The 18,954-nt window shown below is 35.3% G+C and carries 23 protein-coding genes and 1 other annotated feature; of the genes, 8 read left to right on the top strand and 15 right to left on the bottom strand.

Annotation, left to right across the window (positions count from 1 at the left end; all coding sequences use genetic code 11):
* Nucleotides 1-36: 36 nt before the first annotated feature.
* The 4 genes from KD050_RS01635 to KD050_RS01650 all read right to left on the bottom strand — a co-directional run bounded on the left by KD050_RS01635 (nucleotide 37) and on the right by KD050_RS01650 (nucleotide 1,948).
* On the bottom strand, nucleotides 37-282 hold the full coding sequence (locus tag KD050_RS01635; protein WP_211894541.1) for a hypothetical protein: 246 nt from the start codon (nucleotides 280-282) through the stop codon (nucleotides 37-39).
* Between the two features lie 250 nt (nucleotides 283-532).
* Nucleotides 533-760: a hypothetical protein gene (locus tag KD050_RS01640; RefSeq protein WP_235753899.1), complete on the bottom strand. Its 228-nt coding sequence runs from the start codon at nucleotides 758-760 to the stop codon at nucleotides 533-535.
* A gap of 60 nt (nucleotides 761-820) precedes the next feature.
* Entirely contained in the window at nucleotides 821-1,327 is a 507-nt protein-coding gene (locus KD050_RS01645; protein WP_211894542.1) for a GNAT family N-acetyltransferase, read from the bottom strand.
* A 111-nt stretch (nucleotides 1,328-1,438) separates the two neighbouring features.
* Nucleotides 1,439-1,948 carry a TetR/AcrR family transcriptional regulator gene (locus KD050_RS01650; protein ID WP_211894543.1) on the bottom strand — a complete coding sequence of 170 codons (510 nt, stop codon included), beginning with the start codon at nucleotides 1,946-1,948 and terminating at the stop codon, nucleotides 1,439-1,441.
* 99 nt (nucleotides 1,949-2,047) lie between these two features.
* Here KD050_RS01650 and KD050_RS01655 point away from each other — a divergent pair, with 99 nt between their 5' ends.
* Together KD050_RS01655 and KD050_RS01660 are read left to right on the top strand one after the other, a co-directional pair.
* Nucleotides 2,048-2,875, top strand: coding sequence for an SDR family oxidoreductase (locus KD050_RS01655; RefSeq protein WP_211894544.1), 828 nt, complete (start codon nucleotides 2,048-2,050; stop codon nucleotides 2,873-2,875).
* Nucleotides 2,876-3,081: 206 nt separating this feature from the next.
* Nucleotides 3,082-3,306, top strand: a complete 225-nt coding sequence (locus KD050_RS01660; protein ID WP_211894545.1) for a hypothetical protein — start codon at nucleotides 3,082-3,084, stop codon at nucleotides 3,304-3,306.
* A 46-nt stretch (nucleotides 3,307-3,352) separates the two neighbouring features.
* Here the strand turns inward: KD050_RS01660 and arsC are convergent, their stop codons facing one another.
* The 5 genes from arsC to KD050_RS01685 are packed head-to-tail and all read right to left on the bottom strand — an operon-like array spanning nucleotide 3,353 to nucleotide 7,162.
* Nucleotides 3,353-3,781, bottom strand: coding sequence for an arsenate reductase (thioredoxin) (gene arsC, locus KD050_RS01665; protein WP_211894546.1), 429 nt, complete (start codon nucleotides 3,779-3,781; stop codon nucleotides 3,353-3,355).
* Nucleotides 3,782-3,791: 10 nt separating this feature from the next.
* Complete coding sequence (locus tag KD050_RS01670; RefSeq protein WP_211894547.1) at nucleotides 3,792-5,087, bottom strand: arsenic transporter; 1,296 nt, start codon at nucleotides 5,085-5,087, stop codon at nucleotides 3,792-3,794.
* A gap of 38 nt (nucleotides 5,088-5,125) precedes the next feature.
* A complete protein-coding gene (locus tag KD050_RS01675; protein ID WP_211894548.1) occupies nucleotides 5,126-5,314 on the bottom strand; it encodes a hypothetical protein in 189 nt (62 codons plus the stop codon).
* 14 nt (nucleotides 5,315-5,328) lie between these two features.
* Entirely contained in the window at nucleotides 5,329-6,663 is a 1,335-nt protein-coding gene (locus tag KD050_RS01680) for an NAD(P)-binding domain-containing protein (protein ID WP_211894549.1), read from the bottom strand.
* Between the two features lie 52 nt (nucleotides 6,664-6,715).
* Nucleotides 6,716-7,162 (bottom strand): MarR family winged helix-turn-helix transcriptional regulator, encoded by a 447-nt coding sequence (locus KD050_RS01685; RefSeq protein WP_211894550.1) that lies wholly within the window; start codon nucleotides 7,160-7,162, stop codon nucleotides 6,716-6,718.
* 75 nt (nucleotides 7,163-7,237) lie between these two features.
* Here KD050_RS01685 and KD050_RS01690 point away from each other — a divergent pair, with 75 nt between their 5' ends.
* From KD050_RS01690 to KD050_RS01705, 4 genes are all read left to right on the top strand, one after another.
* On the top strand, nucleotides 7,238-7,738 hold the full coding sequence (locus KD050_RS01690) for a GNAT family N-acetyltransferase (RefSeq protein ID WP_211894551.1): 501 nt from the start codon (nucleotides 7,238-7,240) through the stop codon (nucleotides 7,736-7,738).
* 65 nt (nucleotides 7,739-7,803) lie between these two features.
* Entirely contained in the window at nucleotides 7,804-8,706 is a 903-nt protein-coding gene (locus KD050_RS01695) for a DoxX-like family protein (RefSeq protein ID WP_211894552.1), read from the top strand.
* Nucleotides 8,707-8,717: 11 nt separating this feature from the next.
* Nucleotides 8,718-9,329, top strand: coding sequence for a DUF4166 domain-containing protein (locus KD050_RS01700; protein WP_211894553.1), 612 nt, complete (start codon nucleotides 8,718-8,720; stop codon nucleotides 9,327-9,329).
* Nucleotides 9,319-10,902 (top strand): YndJ family protein, encoded by a 1,584-nt coding sequence (locus KD050_RS01705; protein ID WP_211894554.1) that lies wholly within the window; start codon nucleotides 9,319-9,321, stop codon nucleotides 10,900-10,902. Before KD050_RS01700 ends, KD050_RS01705 begins: the two co-directional genes overlap by 11 nt.
* Before the next feature lie 273 nt (nucleotides 10,903-11,175).
* Here the strand turns inward: KD050_RS01705 and metG are convergent, their stop codons facing one another.
* Complete coding sequence (gene metG / locus KD050_RS01710) at nucleotides 11,176-12,813, bottom strand: methionine--tRNA ligase (RefSeq protein ID WP_211894555.1); 1,638 nt, start codon at nucleotides 12,811-12,813, stop codon at nucleotides 11,176-11,178.
* Nucleotides 12,814-12,869: 56 nt separating this feature from the next.
* Nucleotides 12,870-13,129 (bottom strand) — a binding site (T-box leader).
* A gap of 100 nt (nucleotides 13,130-13,229) precedes the next feature.
* On the opposite strand from metG, the gene KD050_RS21365 reads away from it, so the two are divergent.
* Nucleotides 13,230-13,355, top strand: coding sequence for a hypothetical protein (locus tag KD050_RS21365; protein WP_255553359.1), 126 nt, complete (start codon nucleotides 13,230-13,232; stop codon nucleotides 13,353-13,355).
* A gap of 27 nt (nucleotides 13,356-13,382) precedes the next feature.
* Here KD050_RS21365 and KD050_RS01715 read toward each other — a convergent pair whose 3' ends face one another.
* From KD050_RS01715 to KD050_RS01735, 5 genes are all read right to left on the bottom strand, one after another.
* Complete coding sequence (locus KD050_RS01715; RefSeq protein ID WP_211894556.1) at nucleotides 13,383-14,150, bottom strand: class I SAM-dependent methyltransferase; 768 nt, start codon at nucleotides 14,148-14,150, stop codon at nucleotides 13,383-13,385.
* A complete protein-coding gene (locus KD050_RS01720) occupies nucleotides 14,137-14,997 on the bottom strand; it encodes a hypothetical protein (protein WP_211894557.1) in 861 nt (286 codons plus the stop codon). Before KD050_RS01720 ends, KD050_RS01715 begins: the two co-directional genes overlap by 14 nt.
* A 14-nt stretch (nucleotides 14,998-15,011) precedes the next feature.
* The gene (locus KD050_RS01725; protein ID WP_211894558.1) at nucleotides 15,012-16,361 is read right to left on the bottom strand and encodes an amidohydrolase family protein; all 1,350 of its coding nucleotides are present in this window, start codon (nucleotides 16,359-16,361) and stop codon (nucleotides 15,012-15,014) included.
* Nucleotides 16,362-16,535: 174 nt separating this feature from the next.
* Nucleotides 16,536-16,763, bottom strand: a complete 228-nt coding sequence (locus KD050_RS01730; RefSeq protein ID WP_211894559.1) for a hypothetical protein — start codon at nucleotides 16,761-16,763, stop codon at nucleotides 16,536-16,538.
* 115 nt (nucleotides 16,764-16,878) lie between these two features.
* Nucleotides 16,879-17,949 (bottom strand): citrate/2-methylcitrate synthase, encoded by a 1,071-nt coding sequence (locus tag KD050_RS01735; RefSeq protein ID WP_211894560.1) that lies wholly within the window; start codon nucleotides 17,947-17,949, stop codon nucleotides 16,879-16,881.
* A 103-nt stretch (nucleotides 17,950-18,052) separates the two neighbouring features.
* Between KD050_RS01735 and KD050_RS01740 the strand changes: the two genes are divergently transcribed.
* Nucleotides 18,053-18,934: a LysR family transcriptional regulator gene (locus KD050_RS01740; RefSeq protein ID WP_211894561.1), complete on the top strand. Its 882-nt coding sequence runs from the start codon at nucleotides 18,053-18,055 to the stop codon at nucleotides 18,932-18,934.
* Nucleotides 18,935-18,954 lie beyond the last annotated feature (20 nt).

Raw genomic sequence — 18,954 nt, forward strand, 5'->3', positions numbered from 1 at the left:
TTTTTTGTTGTAGACTTCTAAATGATAGAACTCACGCTACTCCTCTTGTATAAACTTTACCACATCGTACTGACAATTATTACAAACCATTAAATGTGGGCATATCTGATCTTTCGCTGTGTTTGGATAACCATCCCCCATTTTCACAGTTTCTTCATCATTATAATGACCGTATGGGTCTAGAAAATCAGATACTTTTCCAGAGTCCTCCAACTGATAATTACAGTTTGGACAATTTATATTTAATACTTTTAACGAGTTACATAAAGGACACATTGCCATAAGTATCTCTCCTTTTTACATTCCCACTTAGTATCCATTTGTATATAGATATTATGCAGATAAGTTATAATGACAATAATTAAAGTAAAAGTAAGTAGAGCAAATTTGCAAGGACCTTGTTCACTAATGGGGGATCCCGATTGTAATTGTCATCCCTTCTTAGACCAACGCTGCCGTTACCGTAAAAACAGGTTTAAAACTGGTGGTAATAATAGTAAGGCAATGGAACTTAAAATAAGTATTTGTGACACTATTCTAGGAAGTTTTTCTCTGCCTTTTCCCTTGTACCAACCATTGAATTGCAACTTGTTTCTATATAGAACAAAAAATAAAATAAAAATAGCGATAATCCAATCGATCCATATTTTTCTATATCAACACCCATTTCTAAATAAATATTTTTCAATAAATAACCTAATGCACTTCCCACAATAGCAAATATAATAATAATTCGGATTAACTCCAATAACGTTCTCATGCCTATCACCTATCATTTCATCAATAAATTCTGTTATTTATTGTCTTAAAAGTCCTTATCTTATATATCGTTAATATTATCCCAGCCATATATTAGTTCATTTAATTTTTTCCCGGCAATCTCTACTTCAACTACACCAATTTTCTTACTGCCCATAGCCTCATAAAACGACTTTGAATTGTTATCTTCTATTACGAGGACGAGCATTGTGTTAATTCCAAGTTTTTCAATGCCCCTAACAACTGATTTTAATAGCTGCTTTCCTATTCCTATACCTTGATACTCTTTTAATATATAGATAGAAGTTAGTTCTCCCTTAAATCCTTCGTAATGGCCACTTCTTTCTTTTCCACCTGAAGCAAAACCAACAATTTTTCCTTCATCATTCTCTGCAACAAATACATTACCTTCTGGAATACTTGTTTCCCAGAATAGTTCTCGTCTTTTATAGGATAGGTTCAATAAGAACTTATTAGGAAGAATATTTTTATAAGTAGTCCTCCAACTTTCCACGTGCACTAAAGCTATTCCTGCTGCGTCAGACACTATTGCTTCTCTTACTCTCATTTCAGCCACTCCTCTTAAACTAGGCGTATAAAACGAAGATTACCTTGCTTATTGATCTTTCATCTTAAGTGAAGATTATTATGGTCTTTAAATTATGCACTTTCTGTTTAGTTACATTTCGTATGCTATTCTTTTTGTCCAATTCGTTAAGCCAATTTTTAATAGCTTTTCAGCTGCTTCTGCAGGACTCATTGTAAAACCATTTTTTACCCAAAAGGTTAAATATCCAGTTGTACCATAGCTTGCAAATATCGCATAATCCTGGTCATCAAATATATGTAGTAAGTGCGCTGCTAGTTTATTTGATAGTTTTCGAATAGCATTCGTATCTGCAAACTCTAATTCATAAAACGAACGAAATTTAAAAATATGTTCACATAAGTGTAGTGTCATTGGCTTACCCCATTGGTTAAAGTCCAATTCATAAAATGATAAAAATCGGCCATTTAACGTCCTCCTTACATCATCCATTAACTCATATTTATCTGCAAAATGTAGATAAAATGTAGAGCGAGAAAACCCTGCCTTTTGAATTATTTCTTTTACCGACAATTCTTCAAAGCTTTTCTCGTGTAATAACTGTAAAAAAGCTTCAATAATCGTTTCTTTTCCTATTTTCAATTGTGACACCCCTCTGGACATTCCGGGTGAAAATGTCTCGTTATTTCGATTACTAATGCGTTTACAATAATGGTATAACATGGTTAGGAGGAAGTAAATATGACAAAGCAGGTTTATGTAATTACAGGTGGTTCTGGTGGTATGGGTAAAGCAACTGCTGAACTTGTTGGTAAAAAGGGAACGATATTATTAGCAGATGTATCTGAAGAGCGTTTAGTTCAAACTAAAGAAGAACTAGCTACTAAAGGGATTACAGATGTACACTACCAAACAGTTGATATTACTTCAAAAGAAAATGTTGCTGGCTTAGCGGAAAAAGCATCCCAACTAGGTAAATTGAAAGGGCTCGTTCACACAGCTGGACTATCACCTACAATGGCGGATTCTAAACGAATTACCGAAGTCAATTTAGTAGGTACAGGAATTATCTTGGATGCTTTCCTTCCACTTGCAACTATGGGTACTTCTGTAGTTTGTATCTCATCTATGAGTGGTCACATGGCTCCCCGACAAGGACCTTATACGGAATTTTTAAAACAACCCTTAGCTGATGATTTAATCGAAACAATGGAACAATTTTCACAAGGTAACTCAGGTGCATCATATAGCCTATCAAAATTAGGCGTAATTCTAATTGTTGAAGATCAAGCATGGGCATGGGGTGAAAAAGGTGCTCGTATCACATCGATTTCACCAGGTACTATTAACACACCTATGGGTCGTCAAGAAGCCTCTCAACAAGAGCAGATGAAAATGATGCTTGAGATCACACCTTTACGACGTGAAGGAGAAGCATCAGAAATTGCTTCAGCTGTTGAATTCCTACTTAGCGATGCCGCTTCATATATTACAGGTATTGACTTACGTGTTGATGGGGGTACTATCGCTAATTTAAATCGGGTACAGTCATTAAAAAACAAAGAATAATAACGTAAAATACTTAAAAGCAGCTAGAGAAAATTATCTCCGGCTGCTTATTTTAGTTGATAATATAACTGTTGAACAGTTTCAACAAACCATAGAAAATCATCTATCCTTAATAGAAACAAAATTTATAAGTTTAGGTATTTAAAAATGAGGTACATATAAAGAGAGTCCATAAAATATTGAATAGAATACTGGAGGTAAAAATTATGAAAAGAAAAATGGTTGCTTTACCATTAGCATTATCGTCTTTACTTATTCTCGGAGCATGTGGCGATGAGGATACAGATGTGGATGATATTGAAGTAAATGATCCAATGATAGAAGATGATGGAGAAAATGACGCAGGTATTGAAAACGAAGCAAACGATGAGGATGAAGAAATGCAGGAAGATGATGCCACTGACGATTCATCGGATGATTCGAACGAATAAATAAAAGCACTTTTCACTTTTATATTAGTGAAAGGTGCTTTTAATATTAGCCTTGTTTAGTACTTTCCTGTGCAAATTGGTTAATTCTATTTCCAATTTCATCACGAACTTGTTGGAATACAGCCCACTTTTCCTCTTCAGTTCCAGTAGCTTTCGCAGGGTCATCGAAGCCCCAATGCTCTCTTTTAACTTGCTGTGGTGTTATTGGACATTTATCTGCAGCATCTCCACAAAGTGTTACGACTAGATCTGCATGATTTAAAATTTCTAAGTCGATGATATCCGACGTTTGCTCAGAAATATCTATTCCAACTTCATTCATAGCTTTTATAGCATTCGGATTAAGTCCATGTGCTTCAATCCCAGCACTAAACACATTCCAATTATCACCTAAATATTTTTTTGCCCAACCCTCTGCCATTTGGCTACGGCAGGAATTGCCTGTGCATAGAAAGTAAATCGTTTGTTTTGTCATAAAAATCTCCCTAAAAAATTAATAAAGTTAAGTAAAGTCCAAACAAGGTGATAAACAAAATGGGAACCGTCAAAATAATGCCAGTTTTAAAATATACGCCCCAGGATACTTTCACACCTTTTTGAGATAGGACATGCAGCCATACTAATGTCGCAAGTGAACCAATTGGCGTAATTTTTGGTCCTAAGTCGGAACCAATAACATTTGCATAAATAAGTGCTTCTCGAATAACACCTGAAGTATTCGTCTCTGCTATTGCAAGTGCATCAATCATAACAGTAGGCATATTATTCATAATGGAGGATAGAAATGCTGCAATGAATCCCATGGACATTGTTGCTACAAATAATCCTTGTTCTGAAACAAATTGAATAACACCTGCTAACGAATGCGTAAGCCAAGCATTTCCTAAACCATATACAACCACATACATTCCAATGGAGAAAAACACAATATTCCAAGGCGCATTTTTTATAACACTAGTAGTATTCACTGCATGACTGCTTCTCGCCATTAATATGAAAAATATAGCAACAACCCCTGCAACAAAAGAAACTGGTAGGCTTGTAAATTCACTAGTAAAATAGCCAACTAGCAGTACTAATAATACGTACCAAGATAAATGGAACATTTTTATATCTTTAATCGCTTCTTTTGGTTCCTTTAACTTAGTTAATTCATAAGTTTTTGGAATGCTTTTTCTAAAATAAATAAATAAGACACTAATCGTTGCAATTAACGAAAATAAGTTCGGAATAATCATTCTTGAAGCATATTCCACAAAACCAATTTGGAAGAAATCTGCCGAAACGATGTTTACTAAATTACTTACTACAAATGGAAGTGAGGTTGTATCTGCAATGAACCCACTTGCCATTATAAAAGGAAAAATCATTGCTTCTTTAAAATTCAAATGACGTACCATTGCCAAGACAATCGGTGTTAATATTAATGCTGCTCCATCATTTGCAAAAAACGCAGCTACAATCGCCCCTAATATACTTACATAGACAAACATCTTTACCCCATTACCTTTTGCTGCTTTCGCCATATGGAGTGCCGCCCATTCAAACAATCCAATTTCATCTAATATTAATGAAATAAGTATTATTGCAATAAATGATAACGTTGCATTCCATGTAATTCCAATTACTTCCTGTACATCCTGAAAACCTACTACACCCACCAATAAAGCTACTAATGCCCCGCCACATGCTGTCCAACCAATGGATAAATTCTTCGGCTGCCAAATAACGAATGTAAGCGTGATTAAGAATATCAGTGATGCTAATATTGCTTCTGTCAATTTAAATTCTCCCTTGCTGCATAAACTATGAATGAATTTTATCCTTCTGTTGCCTTTAAAAATTGATAGTAACTATACTCTCCAAATGTATCCTTGTTACCCTTAAAAAATTGTTCGAACATATACTCTTTTGCTTCTTCCATTGTACACATATTAGCAACCATAATTAGGTTTAAATAGGATTTAAAATACTCTTTGGATAATTTACCACCATTATTGACAGTCATAATTATTTACTCCTTTAGCAGGCTCCACAACATGATGAATCTGCTTGAGATACTTTAATATTCGTGCTGCACACTCCTGTTTCTGGTAAATCCAATTCAATTGCCTTCGATGCTTCTATATCACCAGATAAATAAGCAACTACCGATCTAACCTGTTCATAACCAGTTGCCATTAAGAATGTTGGAGCACGCCCATAGCTTTTCATTCCGACAATATAAAAGTTCTTTTCCGGCTGACGTAAAATTTCTTCACCATGAGGACGTACTGTCCCACAGCTATGCAAGTTGGGATCAATTAAAGTGGAAAGAGCTTCTACACTTTCTGTGCCAGCATCCACACTTAATCTAACCTCTCTCAAGAAAGAAAAGTCTGGTCGACTTCCTGTATTTGCAATAATCTCATCTACTTCTTGTTCAAAATGTTTACCATTAAATTGACCTATTATCCGAACCCCTGTTGCCGTCTCTTTTAGTTGCTGTATATATAATGGAGTAATTGGTTTTACTTTTCCACTATCCACTAAATGATGGATTCTACTGCCTAGCTCACCTCTTGCTTCTAGTGCATCCTTTTCCTCTCCACCATAAGCATCTTCTACTTTTTTCTTCCTCATAATCCAAAAAAGTTCTTGACTACCTGACTCTGTAAGTTCAAGAATAGTGTTTATAGCTGAATGTCCTCCACCAATAACTGCAACTCGTTTATCATTGTATTTATCTCTCATAGTAGCAATATTAGGAATGCCATAATAAATGTGCTCAAGTAGAACTTTTTCTTCTATTGTCCAAACATTATCCGTGTTAACAGGATTAGGATGCGACCAAGTACCAGAGGCGTCAATTACTGCTTTTGCTTCTACACGGGTTGTAGTTCCATCCTGTTTCAAATATATAACAAACGATGCATTTTCCCTGCCAGCGGTCTTCATCTTATCTAATCCCTTTTTACTAACAGCAGTAACAATAGAATTAAATAAAATATGTGGATGTATTTGAGGTAATTCTGAAAGTGGTTCTAGGTATAGTTCAACTAATTCTTTACCAAGAGGTAATTCATCTGCTGGTGGTGCAATCCAATTATTATTTTCTAGAAGCTTTCTTGCAATTTTATCAATATTATATTTCCAAGGAGAAAACAATCGAACGTGACCCCATTGACGAATGTTCGAACCAACTTTTTCACCCGATTCCACTAGAATAAAAGGTTCCCCTCGATCAGCTAAATGTGCTGCAGCAGCAAGTCCTATTGGCCCCGCACCAATAATAGCGACAGGCAGATGATCTATGTCATTACTTCCATTATTAGGTATACAACAAGAAGACTTATCAATAATATTAAAATTAATCATAATAAAGGATTCCTTTCTTTAAATGCTTGCGTTTTGCAAATAATTTTTAAAGTTAACACACCGTATCACAACATACATTCGATTTGGACATGGCTTTATTCAATAGTTCTAATGAGCGTATAACTGTTTCACGTTCAAATTCATTCATGTGGGAGAATACTTCTTCCAAATAAGTATTCATAGATTCATCAATAGAAGTTGCAACAAATTTCCCCTGTACGGTAAGACCTAATAAGGAAACCCTTCTATCTAGGGCAGAGGGTGTTTTTGTGACAAGCTCCATTTTAATGAGGTTTTGAATTTGTCTACTAAAGGTAGTAATATCCATCGCCAATAATTCTGCCACCTGCTGCATAGAGGATTCAGGTTGCTTATCGATTTCATATAAAATGTGACTTTGAACAGCTGAGATTTCTATTGCACCAATGGCACAGCAGTTTTTATTTAAAAGCCCAAATCTTCTTGTTAAAAGCTGAAATAATTCTCGTTTGTTTTCCATCGAATTCACTCCCTTCTTTATTTATAATATAATTACTTGTATAATGCAAGTATAAAACCATAAGGAGCAAACAATATGCCTTTAAAATTCGAGAAGGTAACAGGTAAAGATTGGGATCAAATTAAATATATTTATGAAACTGGTATTGAAACAAATAATGCCACTTTCGAAACGCAATCCCCTACTACCTATGACAAGTGGATATCTAACGGTTTCGAAGAATGTAGCTATGTTATAAAAGATGGTGATCTATTATTAGGTTGGTATAAACTTTCTCCTGTTTCTAACAGAACGGTTTATGCTGGGGTCGGTGAAGTTAGTATTTATGTTCATCCAAAAGCAAAAGGAAAAGGCGTGGGTCAATTACTTCTGAATCATTTAATAAAAACATCTGAAGAAAATGGCTTTTGGACATTGCAATCATCTATATTTCCGGAAAATACTGCAAGTATACAGTTACATTTAAAACAAGGTTTTAGAGAAGTGGGATTTCGCGAACAAATTGGGAAAGTCAATGGAATATGGAGAGATAATTTGCTATTTGAGAGAAGAAGTAAATTAAACGGAATAAAGTGATTTTTAATGCTAGTCGTATAAGCACAAAACTATTCCATTATGGTATTCTCAAGGGGGGTGCAATAATGAAAAACAAACCAATATATGTAGAGATTTGTATCGAGGAAGATATAGAAAATGTATGGGAGGCTTCACAGAATCCCATCTTGCACGAGCAATGGGATTTACGTTTTTCTTCTATTACTTACTTACCAAAAGAAGAAAATGAAGCCCAACTATTTGAATATAAAACGAATTTAGGTTTCTGCCTAGCCATAGCAGGTTGGGGAAAAAGCGTCGGTACTTTTCATGCTAAGGATGATTCTAGAACATCCTCCCTACATTTTGGAACTGATCATCTTCTATCTCCCATTAAAGAAGGAAAAGGTTATTGGAAGTATGTTCCTGAACATAATGCTACTAAGTTTTTCACTCAGTACGATTATGATGTTCCATTGGGTGCTTTAGGTAAGCTGGTGGATAAAATCTTTTTCAGACCTTTAATGGGGTGGGCCACAGCACTAAGTTTTGATGTGTTAAAAAGATGGCTCGAAAAAGGAGATGCCCCATCAGCGCAATATATACGATTTTTTACACATTGGATAATAACTTTTTTATTCTTTTTCGTTTGGATTTATCAAGGATTAGTTCCCAAATTAATCATGATGCATCCAGAGGAAGTTGCTTTGACTTTCGCATTACTTCCTCTCAAGCCAAGCGAGGCTCATAATATGGTCGCAGCCATTGGTATCATAGAGATTATCTTCGGCTTAATTTGGATTCTTTATCAAAATAAAAGAAGATTACTAAGATTGCAGTTAGTATTACTTCCGTTGCTAACCGTTTCTGCTATAGTTGCCGACTCTTCGGTACTGTCACATCCCTTCAATCCTGTAACATTCAACTTATCTCTAATCGTTTTAACGATTATTGGCTTGTTATCCGGTAAAGATGTCCCAACAGCGAAAAGCTGTAAACGCGTTAGGTAAGGAGCTTATACATGTCCATTTATAAAGAAATTCTTGGTGAACAATTTTATAGAATGCACCCAATGCTTCAAAAAAGATATGGGTTTGAAGATGATAAAACCTTTAAGGCAACTGGAGTAATGCATAAAATCACCAGTGGTCCTAAATGGTTGTACCTATTTAAATTATTTGCTACACGCAGAAAGTTTTTGTTTCCAGAACATGGTAATGATATACCTTTTCATATTATCAATAAACAACAAATTGGAACTAATGGTGAGCAACAGGTTCATTGGGAAAGAAGATTTTATTTCCAAAATATTAACCGTGATTTTAATGCTCTTATGTCCTTGGATAAAGATAAGCAATTAGTAAAGGATTACCTAGGTGAGCCTAGTCTATTTTACTCTGAGCTAACTTTTGAAGTTACAGATCAAGGGTATTTAAGGATCGAATCTCAAAAGCAACGAATTGTGTTAGGAAAATATGAATTTCCCATTCCAAAATTATTCAAAGGGAATGTTTTAGTCACCGAAAGTTACATGAAGGAAAATGAAGCTTTTTTTATACATGTGTTGATTACGAACCCGCTGCTTGGTACTTTATTTGAATATAAGGGGGAATTCCTATCTGATGACCTATAAATGGCTTACTATAATACATATTGTTTTGTTTGCTATAACTGCATTTTTTACTGTGAACCCGTGGTACTTTTTAATGCTGTCAATAGCACATATTTTATTCGTCCCACTAACTTTACAGCTCATTCTTAAAGTAGAGCTTCGAATGTATTATTTTGTCCTTCCCGCTGTATTTTCTGTTATTGCATTGCAAATTACAGAAAAAACTAGTTTTGACATTGTACTAGCTTTTATTTATCTACTGTTCACATTAGCTGTTGCGATTTATGGATTTGCTCGTTTTGCTCAAAGAGGATTTGCTCATTTAGAGGAGTTTTCGATAGATGCCGGCCTCATGTATTTATTCATGGGAGGAATTTGGTTTTTTGCTTTCGAAACAGGTATTGATACTGGTTTCTCCCCTATGTTAACTTGGCTTACAGCAATCCATTTCCATTATTCTTCTTTTCTATTACCTATTTTTATAGGATTTGTCGGTAGACTATACAAACCTAAGAGTTACCCAGTTTTTGCTTCAATAATATTGGTTTCACCATTAGTAGTTGCAGCGGGTATTACGTTCTCTCCTTGGCTTGAATTAGTTTCTGTCCTATTATATATTATTGGTATTTATGGATTTATCGTTATTTCGTTTAAAGTTCCATTTAAAGGACTTCTACAAAAAAGCCTAGTGTTAATCTCGTTTAGTGCATTAGGAATTACAATTATTTTCTCTTTACTCTACGCAGTCGGAAATGCTTTTGGTGTATTTCAGGTGAGTATTGAGTTTATGTTGAAGTTTCATGGTTTTTTAAATTGTTTGTTATTTGGTTTATGTGGTGTAATCGGATGGTCTATTTTGACTCCTGTCTCTACTTATAGGAAGTGGAATTTTCCGATTAGCCTTATTCGAGGGAAATTTGTTATTGGCGAACAAATACTAGAGCCTAACAAAGGGAAAGAAACCTACAATGGACTTGTAGATAATATGGAGGTATATGTTAATAAGAAAAATGTAAAGCCTGCAATTGTCGACTTCTATGAAAACACGAAACAGTACCAATTGTTTTCTGAGGTTCAATGGTATACATGGTTTAAACCATTAGCCGCTGTCTATAGAATGATTAGTCAAAGAATGCAACAGTTGAATTTGCCCTATTCTTCTAAAAAAGTGGAGATGACTGGTGACATTATCGCGGTTAAAGATGGTCGTTTAAAGACTAGGGCATGGCTTCGAAAAATAGAATCTGACGTTATTTTTGTAGCCTTGTATTCATTACATCAAAAAGATAAGAAAACCTATATGAATATTGCATTGCCGCTCCCTAGCTCATCCATGATTGGTATACTTGAACTACAAGAGAAAAACAATGGAGACCTACAATTAACTAGTCGTGCTAATAGCAATTCTGATGCAGGAATTTATCTGTCGTTTCGCAAATTTGTATTTAAGCTTCCACTTCAGGAGCATTTTTTAATAGAAGAATTACCAGGCGGAGAACTTTATGCTAAACATCGGATGAAAATCTTCTCCATTCCTTTTTTGAGCATTGACTATACGATTGTAAAAAAGATAGGTAAAACTATAGGATCTTAATGAGAATCACCCATGTCCACTGATTTTCATTTCAGGCGGACGCTTTCCGCGGGGTGAGCGATGAGCCATCACCTAAAAAGTGTAAAAATCGAGGCCCAAAAGAGAGATTACAAAGGAACGAAGGCTAAGAACACCACCACGTGTGGAAACACCTCTGTGGCCAACATCCTGTTGGCCACAGAAGACTGAAACCATGCTGAGCGAAAATCAACGGTTTTTCTAAGTTTACTTTACTTAAAAGGAACGGGTATCTTTTTGCTCAGTTTTTCTTATCTAAGCTTTTGCATTTTCTTTTAACTTCTCTAGTTCCTCTTGTATCACTCTAATATCGATTCTTTCAAATAGAGGTCTAGTCATTTGTAACTTGATTGGTGTTGGATTAATTGGCTGCCAAGAGAACTCAGCAATATGAAGATAGTCTTTAACTTCCTCACTTGAAAAGGGTAGAAATGGTGATAATATTTGCGCTGCATTCCCAATAATATAAACACAGGTAGCAATCGTTTTTTTACACGCTAGCCCCTCTTCTTTTAGTTGAATCCACGGTTTTTGAGCGTCAAAGTATTTATTTCCATTACGGATATAAAGAAATATTGTTTCTAATGCTAATTTGAAATTTCCTTTTTCTAGTAGCTTTCCGACTTCTTTATACAATATTTCCGTTTGGTTAATAATTGGTTCATCTATATTGCTCACAGGTATATTTCCTTCATAGAATTTTTCTATGAATTTAAATGTTCGATTCACAAGATTTCCGTATGCACCAAGCAGTTCCGAGTTATGACTATATATGAATTCTCGCCAGGAGAAATCAGTATCACGATTTTCTGGAGCATTTATCGTTAAAAAGTAACGAATGGAATCTGGATGATATCTTTCTAAAATATCCGGTATCCAAACTGCCCAATTTTGACTAGTAGAAAGCTTTCTTTTCTCGAGTGTTAAGTACTCGTTTGAGATAATATGTGTGGGTAATGCTTGGCTATTTATCCCTAATAATATTGCCGGCCAAATCAGCGTATGAAATGGAATATTATCTTTTCCGTGTATATAGTATGCGATTGTTTTATTGGACCAATAAGATTTATCTTCTTTCATAGATTTCTTTGCCCACTCTTTACTTGCAGAATAATATCCTGCTACTGCTTCTATCCAAACATAAACTTTCTTTTCCTCATATCCTTTTACAGGAATACTTACGCCATTCAGAAGATCTCTAGAGGCAGCTCGATCTAACAGCCCTTCCTTTAAATAACGCTCAGAAAATTGAATCGCATTGTCTCGCCATAATTTATCCAACTTCGCCTTTTGCACAAAATCTTCTAACTGCTCTTGAAAAGCACTTAGCTTAAAATAGAAATGCTCCGTTTTACGAATTGTCGGTTCGTTTCCACAAAGCTTACACGTTCGGTCGATTAAATCTAAAGGATCTAGTATTTTGGAACAATTATCACATTGATCTCCTCGAGCACCGCTACCACAATTTGGGCATTTTCCTTCTACATATCTATCGGGTAAAAATTGCTTGTCTTCCTCACAATATGTCTGTTCTATTTCTTTTTTATAAATAAACCCATTATCTAATAGCTTTAAAAATAGTCCCTTTACAACTTGGTGATGATTCTCACTGTCTGTTCGCGTATAGAGGTCATAAGAAAACCCCAAACGCCGAAAAGAATCTTCAAATTCAAAGTGATATCTATCCGCTACCTCCTTTACCTTAATACCTTCCTTATTCGCTCGTATAGAAATAGGAGTGCCATTACAGTCACTTCCCGAAACATATAGTACGTCCTCTCCCTTTAGTCTAAAATACCTTGCAAGTATATCCCCTGGTAATAATGCCGCTATATGACCTAAATGCAATGAACCGTTTGCATACGGCCATGCTCCTCCAATAAAAATACTCATCCACTATTCCTCCTAATTTTATAAATAAAAAAACCTCGCCCTTACCGGAAAATCCCGATAAGGACGAGGTTATTATTCTCGTGATACCACCTTAATTTTCAAACGACTCACATCGTCTGACTCTAAAAGTACATGGCAAAAAGCCTTTATACTTTGACATGGATAACAAGTGTCAAATCTTGTCGTATCCTACTAGTTACAAACGTTCAGTACGAAGCTCAGAGATCATGTTCAAATGACTAGTTTACTTCATTTCCACCAACAGAAGCTCTCTTTATAACATTATCATTTTACTTTTCCTCTTCATCGCTATTAATTTATATTTGTTAATATGATTATACATACTATTCTAAACAATACAAGAATTAATGTGATTTTTATGTTAAAATAGTAAAAAGCGAAGGTGGTGCATATATATGAAGAGCTTTATCGATGATCTTGCAGGTGCTATTCATGATATTTTGTATTATGTATCGTATTTTATTGCTGGACTGCTCATTGTTGGTGTTCCACTTTATTTGATAGCGATTTTATTTGGTTAGATTTCTCAAAACTTTTTTTAGCTCATTTTATCCTTTTCTACATACATAAATCATTTCATCACTATCCTTACTTAGCTGTGATCCTTTCCAATTCTCATAGACATGCATAATGTCTAATCCGTTTTCGGACAGTAGCCGCTCCATTTCCTTAGGATATGTGTATCTTAAGCTAATATTCGTTTTTCTTTCCTCTACTACATTACCGTCATCCAAGTATTTTCTGATTGTAGTATAATGCTGTACTTGTTCTATAGGATCATAATTACTAATTGTATAAACATCCACTTTTTTATTTTCCATCGTATCCGTATATGTTTTCCAATATTCTTCTGTACTTGGCTGCAGTAACTCATCCGCATTTGGAAATCTTGTCCCAAATATAAAAATTCCATCTTTCTCTAATTGATTATGTATGGACCTTAAAACAAGATTTTGTTGGTCATTTGTATGAAAATGTTGAAAAGAGTTCCCAACCATAAATATAAACGGACTTTTTTGTTCTAATTGAAGCGCTGTGCAATCTTGTTCTAACCATTCAATTTGTACATTTAAATCATTTGCTTTTTTCCTCGCACGTTCAAGCATACCAGCATGTATGTCTACTCCGATTAAATGGAATCCCTTTTGTGCTAAAGGAATCGTCATTCTTCCAGTTCCACATGCCAAATCTATGATTGGTCCTCCTTGCTTGACAGCCCATTCTGAAAGTAAATTCAGTTCTCCAGTATAAGAATCATTTTCTATATCATATGAAATCGGATCACTGTATTCTTCTAAATTATTATTCATCTTCATCTGCTCCTTTTATGAAAAGCCATTTAGCAATTTCCATTTCAAAATTTTGGTCCTTCCATGCAATAATTGTAGCCAATTCTCCGTGCTTCTCCTTATTTTCTTGAACAAAAAGATCACCTAAAAAGTAGGCTAATCTACAATATCCAAATCTATTTCCACCATTAATGGAAAACCACTCTCGATATAACTCATCTGTAGTTAAAGCTTTAAAATCCTCCATAAATGCTTGTTTGAGCATTATTATATTTGCTTGAGCAAAATCCAGCCATTCAGCACCTTCATCATTATAAGAAAAATAGACAGATGGATGAAGATTAACAGCTATTTGACGAGATAAGTACGTTGCAATTCCTTCTCTGTAAAGCGATATGAGAGGATTTGTCCATTGTGCCTTTGACCAATCCATCTCTGCATCATCCGATAGAATATTTTGAGACAGATGTCCAAATTCATGAGCAACTATTACTCGTAGATGATCAGAGTTCGGTGATAGCTTTTCTAATGCAAAAGTAATATTTGGAATGATTTGCCGATAGGTATATGCATTGGATCCAAACCCGCCAACTATCAAATTTATATCGACTGGAAAGGCTATATTATATTTGTTCTTATATGCTACTGCAATTTCTGGAATAATTGTTTGGATATTTTCGTGAACGTTTTTAATTGTATCGAAGTACTGAGGATATTTTTCAATTGATTGTAGATGTCTTTCTTCAGTATTCTTACAATGTCTATTGAAATACTCCTCAAAAATTTCAGGGAACTCTGCAAAATATTTACGTAAAGAATGGATAGTAGCTTCATAATTTGTTAAGAAATAAGGGATTGTATCTATTATTTTCATGCTCATCTTCCACCTCATTTATTGACTATAGTTACCTCATATTTATCCATAAAAGCTTCTAAGTTCTTCATAATAGTTTCTTCATCGGGAATTTGTTCAAAAAGTTCTTTTTGAGTGTATATTGTTCCTCCTTTAATCACCAAATTAATCTCTTGCGTATGCTGTATATTTTCTAACGGATTTTCATTTAATATTACAATATCCGCTATTGCACCTTCCTTAATAACCCCTAAGTCTGGACGTTTTAAAGCTTTTGCTGCATTTAAAGTAGCAGCACGAATGGCATCTATTTCGGTTATTCCAGCTTGTACAAACAACTCTAACTCGCGATGTAGTGCCATTCCAGGTATAGTGAATATTCCTGCGGGTGTGTCTGTTCCTGCAACAACCTGTCCTCCTAAGTCAAAGTAGGATTTAGTAATTGCCTTATTCATCGTTGCTTGTCTGCCTAGGCTTTCTAGAGATGCTGGCTGACTTAAAAAGTATTTCCATTGATTGACTAATCCAGCGTTATCTTCAAGCTTTTTTGTTACATCATTTACTGGATACCAATAGTTCTCTAGATGCATTGCCTGATCCAATAACACCATGGTTGGACATATTACCACATTATGTTCGATAAGCACTTTACAAACCTGTTCTATTTTCTCTCGATCGGGTTGTTCCCAATTTATAGATTCCCACACTTTATCATCAGCTTGCATCGTCCACTCTGGATATATATCCTGTGCTATACCAGATGCATGTTCGTTCCACTTTACGCCCATCATTGCTGCGTCTATTGCTGTGACATCTTTAGAATGGACTAAATCACAGCTCACTTCTTTATTGTATTTATCGGCTTCTTCAACAACCGCCTTCATAGTTGCATTTGGCAACCACCCGTATACTTTGATGAAATCTGCGCCTGCTTCAATTTGTCTTCTTACTTCCTCTTGAGCGGCTTGCGGACTGTCTGCATTCATATTCCAAGGACTTGTTTCTCCCCATAAACCAGGTGGTCCGTCAATAATACGGTCAGCTGAAATAACTCTTGGCGTAGGTGCTTCTATTGAGGCATGGATTATATCCTTTAATTCATCGACATTGCCTCCTGTATTTCTAACAGTTGTCACACCAGAAGCGGTGAACAATGGAGCAAAGCCTTCTTTTATATGTACATGCATATCAATAAGTCCAGGAATTACCCATTTTTCTTTAAGATCCAACACTGTGACATTGGAGTTTGACTTAGTTTCTTGATTTGTTTCACTTTCCACTTTTGTAATACAGCCATTTACTATCGTGATATTTGTCAGAACTATATGACCATTTTCAACATCAATCACATTAGCATTTTTTAAAAATAAAATATTGTTTTCCACTTCTCTTTTTCTCCCCTTTTTTAACCTTCAGTACTTTACTTATAAAATAAGAGAAAGGTTTCATTATTCAGACATTTTTACGGATAAATATTTCTATTTCCTACCTCTAACGAATTTGAGGTTCTTGCCAACTATGTACGTAATCTTCACCCATGTTGAGTAATTCAGCACAGCTTACTCCTCTTCTAAATGTTTGTTAAAGGCCATTACAAAATAACATATTCCAGTTATAACTAATACAATACTTATGAATATAGGGAAATATCCTATTGCAGATAAAGCATCTGCAAACCTCCCATATCCCCCTTCTCTAGTAGTATATATAGCTGCTGCAATCCATGTCATCCCAAATAACATGATTCCTGAAAGTATTGTTGTTGCTCCTATAAATATATATTTCAACATTCAGACCCCTTTCATTTACATCACTATATGTATATTCGCCATGATATAGAGATTTCCTTTACCACAAAAAAAAGATGCTGTTTTCTGTTACTAAAACGGCATCTTTTAAGAATTATTTTATTTCCCCTACGTATATAGATTGTGGGCGGAATATTGTATTGTCTTCAAACTGTTCAATTGCATGAGCTGTCCATCCAACCATTCTTGCAATACTAAATGTCGGGGTAAATAATTCTGAAGGCATATTAATGGATCGCATTATTGCTGCTGCATAATATTCAACATTCGTATATAACTTCCTACCCGGTTTATACTCCGCCAGTAACTCGATAATTTCTTTTTCTGCGATTGTTGCAATATCTAGCCATGCATCTTTTCCTTGAAGCTCCAAACACTTCTCTCGCAATATAATAGAACGAGGATCCTCTGTTTTATATATTCGATGTCCGAAGCCCATTATCTTGTCGCCATTTTCTATTTTATTTTTTACAATAGTACGAATTTGTGAAGGATCTTTAAATTCATTTAACATAGAAATGACTCCTGATGGAGCTCCTCCATGTAGCGGACCTTTCATTGTCCCAAGTGCTGAAGTAATGGCGGCCGTCAAATCTGATTCCGTTGAAATTGTTACACGAGCAGCAAAGGTCGATGCATTCAAACCATGCTCCATAGTAAGTTTCAAGTATGTTTCCAGTGCTTCCACCTGTACATCAGTAGGCGTTTCTCCAGTCAGCATCCATAAATAATTAGCTGTATGGGAAAGATCTTTATTTGCAGCAATTACAGGTAGTCCTAGTTGGTTTCGATAATGTCTAGCTACTATCATTGGAAGGGCAGTTGTTAATAGAACTGCCTGCTCTTCTATTGATTTTTCTTTGAATTCTGTATATGCGTATGCAGAAATTGCCGTTCTCATCGCATCCATTATAGAGATTTCAGTTGGAAGTGCATCTATGATCGCGATTATATGCGCAGGCAATTCTCTATGCTGATTCAACCCAAAGCCTTTTGCAGAGCCTCTTTCGCCAGCCCATATATAGACCGCCAATTGTTCAAATGTACTAGCAGCAACTAACTCATCCACTTTTACCCCTCTATATCTTAGTTCCCCAATGTCACCATCCACTGACGCAATTTTTGTATGAACTGCAACAACATCTTTTAATCCCTTTTGAAACATATAAAACTCCTCCTTTTCTTTAGTATATAAGAGGAACTTGATAAAAAAAATTAAATATATATAATCATATTAATTACTATTTTTAATCAAGGAAGGTGATTACATGGAATACCAATGGTTAAAAACATTTTGTACTGCTGCAGAAACACTCAACTTTCGAAAAGCCTCTGAAAAATTAATGATGTCTCAACCAAGTGTGACCGTTCATATCCGATTACTAGAGGAACATTTGGGATCCTCTCTTTTTGACAGACAAAATAATCGAGTAACCCTGTCTGAAGCAGGAAAATACTTTCTACCCGAAGCACAAAAGTTAGTGAACAATACTGAAAATACGATTCATAAAATGCACGCATTTAAACAAGGGTATCGCCGAACTTGGACAATTGCGATTTCACCTCTTATGGCCGAAACCATTCTTCCTTATTTTTTACGTTCATTTATGAAGTTACAACCTGACTTGGAAATACATATTCGTGTGGAGGAATCCCATCTTATCGAAGGTCTCGTAGATTCTGGAGAAGTAAATATTGGCATTTCCGCACTTGACGCGCAAAGAAAAGGAGTAGAATCCATTTCTTTTTATGAGGATCCAATTTTATTCGTCATGCCGGTAGATGTTTATGATGAGGAAAGTGGACCACCTATTGATATTAAGGGTGTTTTACAGAAAAACTATTTATTTACCCATCACCACCCCATTTTCTGGGACGATCTTCTCGTGAAATTACATAAGCATATCAATGGAGTTAGAACAATGAAAGTAACACAGGCCCATATTGCCAAACGATTTATACAAGATGACCTAGGCGTATCCTTTTTACCACACTCAATAGTTCGGCGCGAGCTATTAGAAGGAAAAGTGATGCAACCCCATTTTGATTTATTCGAATTACCTACTGTTTCAACGTTCATAATCGTGAAAAAGAAAGGAGATTTGGAAAAGTTATTCATTGACCAAATATCGAAGTTTTACTTTGGTTGAAAATCATTATAAAGACACGA

This window comes from Psychrobacillus sp. INOP01, assembly GCF_018140925.1.
Classification (GTDB): Bacteria; Bacillota; Bacilli; order Bacillales_A; family Planococcaceae; genus Psychrobacillus.

Excerpts from the sequence above, each read along its gene's own strand:
- KD050_RS01635 (WP_211894541.1), bottom strand. The coding sequence starts at position 282 with ATGGCAATGTGTCCTTTATGTAACTCGTTAAAAGTATTAAATATAAAT.
- KD050_RS01640 (WP_235753899.1), bottom strand. The coding sequence starts at position 760 with ATGAGAACGTTATTGGAGTTAATCCGAATTATTATTATATTTGCTATT.
- KD050_RS01645 (WP_211894542.1), bottom strand. The coding sequence starts at position 1,327 with ATGAGAGTAAGAGAAGCAATAGTGTCTGACGCAGCAGGAATAGCTTTA.
- KD050_RS01655 (WP_211894544.1), top strand. The coding sequence starts at position 2,048 with ATGACAAAGCAGGTTTATGTAATTACAGGTGGTTCTGGTGGTATGGGT.
- KD050_RS01660 (WP_211894545.1), top strand. The coding sequence starts at position 3,082 with ATGAAAAGAAAAATGGTTGCTTTACCATTAGCATTATCGTCTTTACTT.
- arsC (WP_211894546.1), bottom strand. The coding sequence starts at position 3,781 with ATGACAAAACAAACGATTTACTTTCTATGCACAGGCAATTCCTGCCGT.
- KD050_RS01675 (WP_211894548.1), bottom strand. The coding sequence starts at position 5,314 with ATGACTGTCAATAATGGTGGTAAATTATCCAAAGAGTATTTTAAATCC.
- KD050_RS01680 (WP_211894549.1), bottom strand. The coding sequence starts at position 6,663 with ATGATTAATTTTAATATTATTGATAAGTCTTCTTGTTGTATACCTAAT.
- KD050_RS01685 (WP_211894550.1), bottom strand. The coding sequence starts at position 7,162 with ATGGAAAACAAACGAGAATTATTTCAGCTTTTAACAAGAAGATTTGGG.
- KD050_RS01690 (WP_211894551.1), top strand. The coding sequence starts at position 7,238 with ATGCCTTTAAAATTCGAGAAGGTAACAGGTAAAGATTGGGATCAAATT.
- KD050_RS01695 (WP_211894552.1), top strand. The coding sequence starts at position 7,804 with ATGAAAAACAAACCAATATATGTAGAGATTTGTATCGAGGAAGATATA.
- KD050_RS01700 (WP_211894553.1), top strand. The coding sequence starts at position 8,718 with ATGTCCATTTATAAAGAAATTCTTGGTGAACAATTTTATAGAATGCAC.
- KD050_RS01705 (WP_211894554.1), top strand. The coding sequence starts at position 9,319 with ATGACCTATAAATGGCTTACTATAATACATATTGTTTTGTTTGCTATA.
- metG (WP_211894555.1), bottom strand. The coding sequence starts at position 12,813 with ATGAGTATTTTTATTGGAGGAGCATGGCCGTATGCAAACGGTTCATTG.
- KD050_RS21365 (WP_255553359.1), top strand. The coding sequence starts at position 13,230 with ATGAAGAGCTTTATCGATGATCTTGCAGGTGCTATTCATGATATTTTG.
- KD050_RS01715 (WP_211894556.1), bottom strand. The coding sequence starts at position 14,150 with ATGAAGATGAATAATAATTTAGAAGAATACAGTGATCCGATTTCATAT.
- KD050_RS01720 (WP_211894557.1), bottom strand. The coding sequence starts at position 14,997 with ATGAAAATAATAGATACAATCCCTTATTTCTTAACAAATTATGAAGCT.
- KD050_RS01735 (WP_211894560.1), bottom strand. The coding sequence starts at position 17,949 with ATGTTTCAAAAGGGATTAAAAGATGTTGTTGCAGTTCATACAAAAATT.
- KD050_RS01740 (WP_211894561.1), top strand. The coding sequence starts at position 18,053 with ATGGAATACCAATGGTTAAAAACATTTTGTACTGCTGCAGAAACACTC.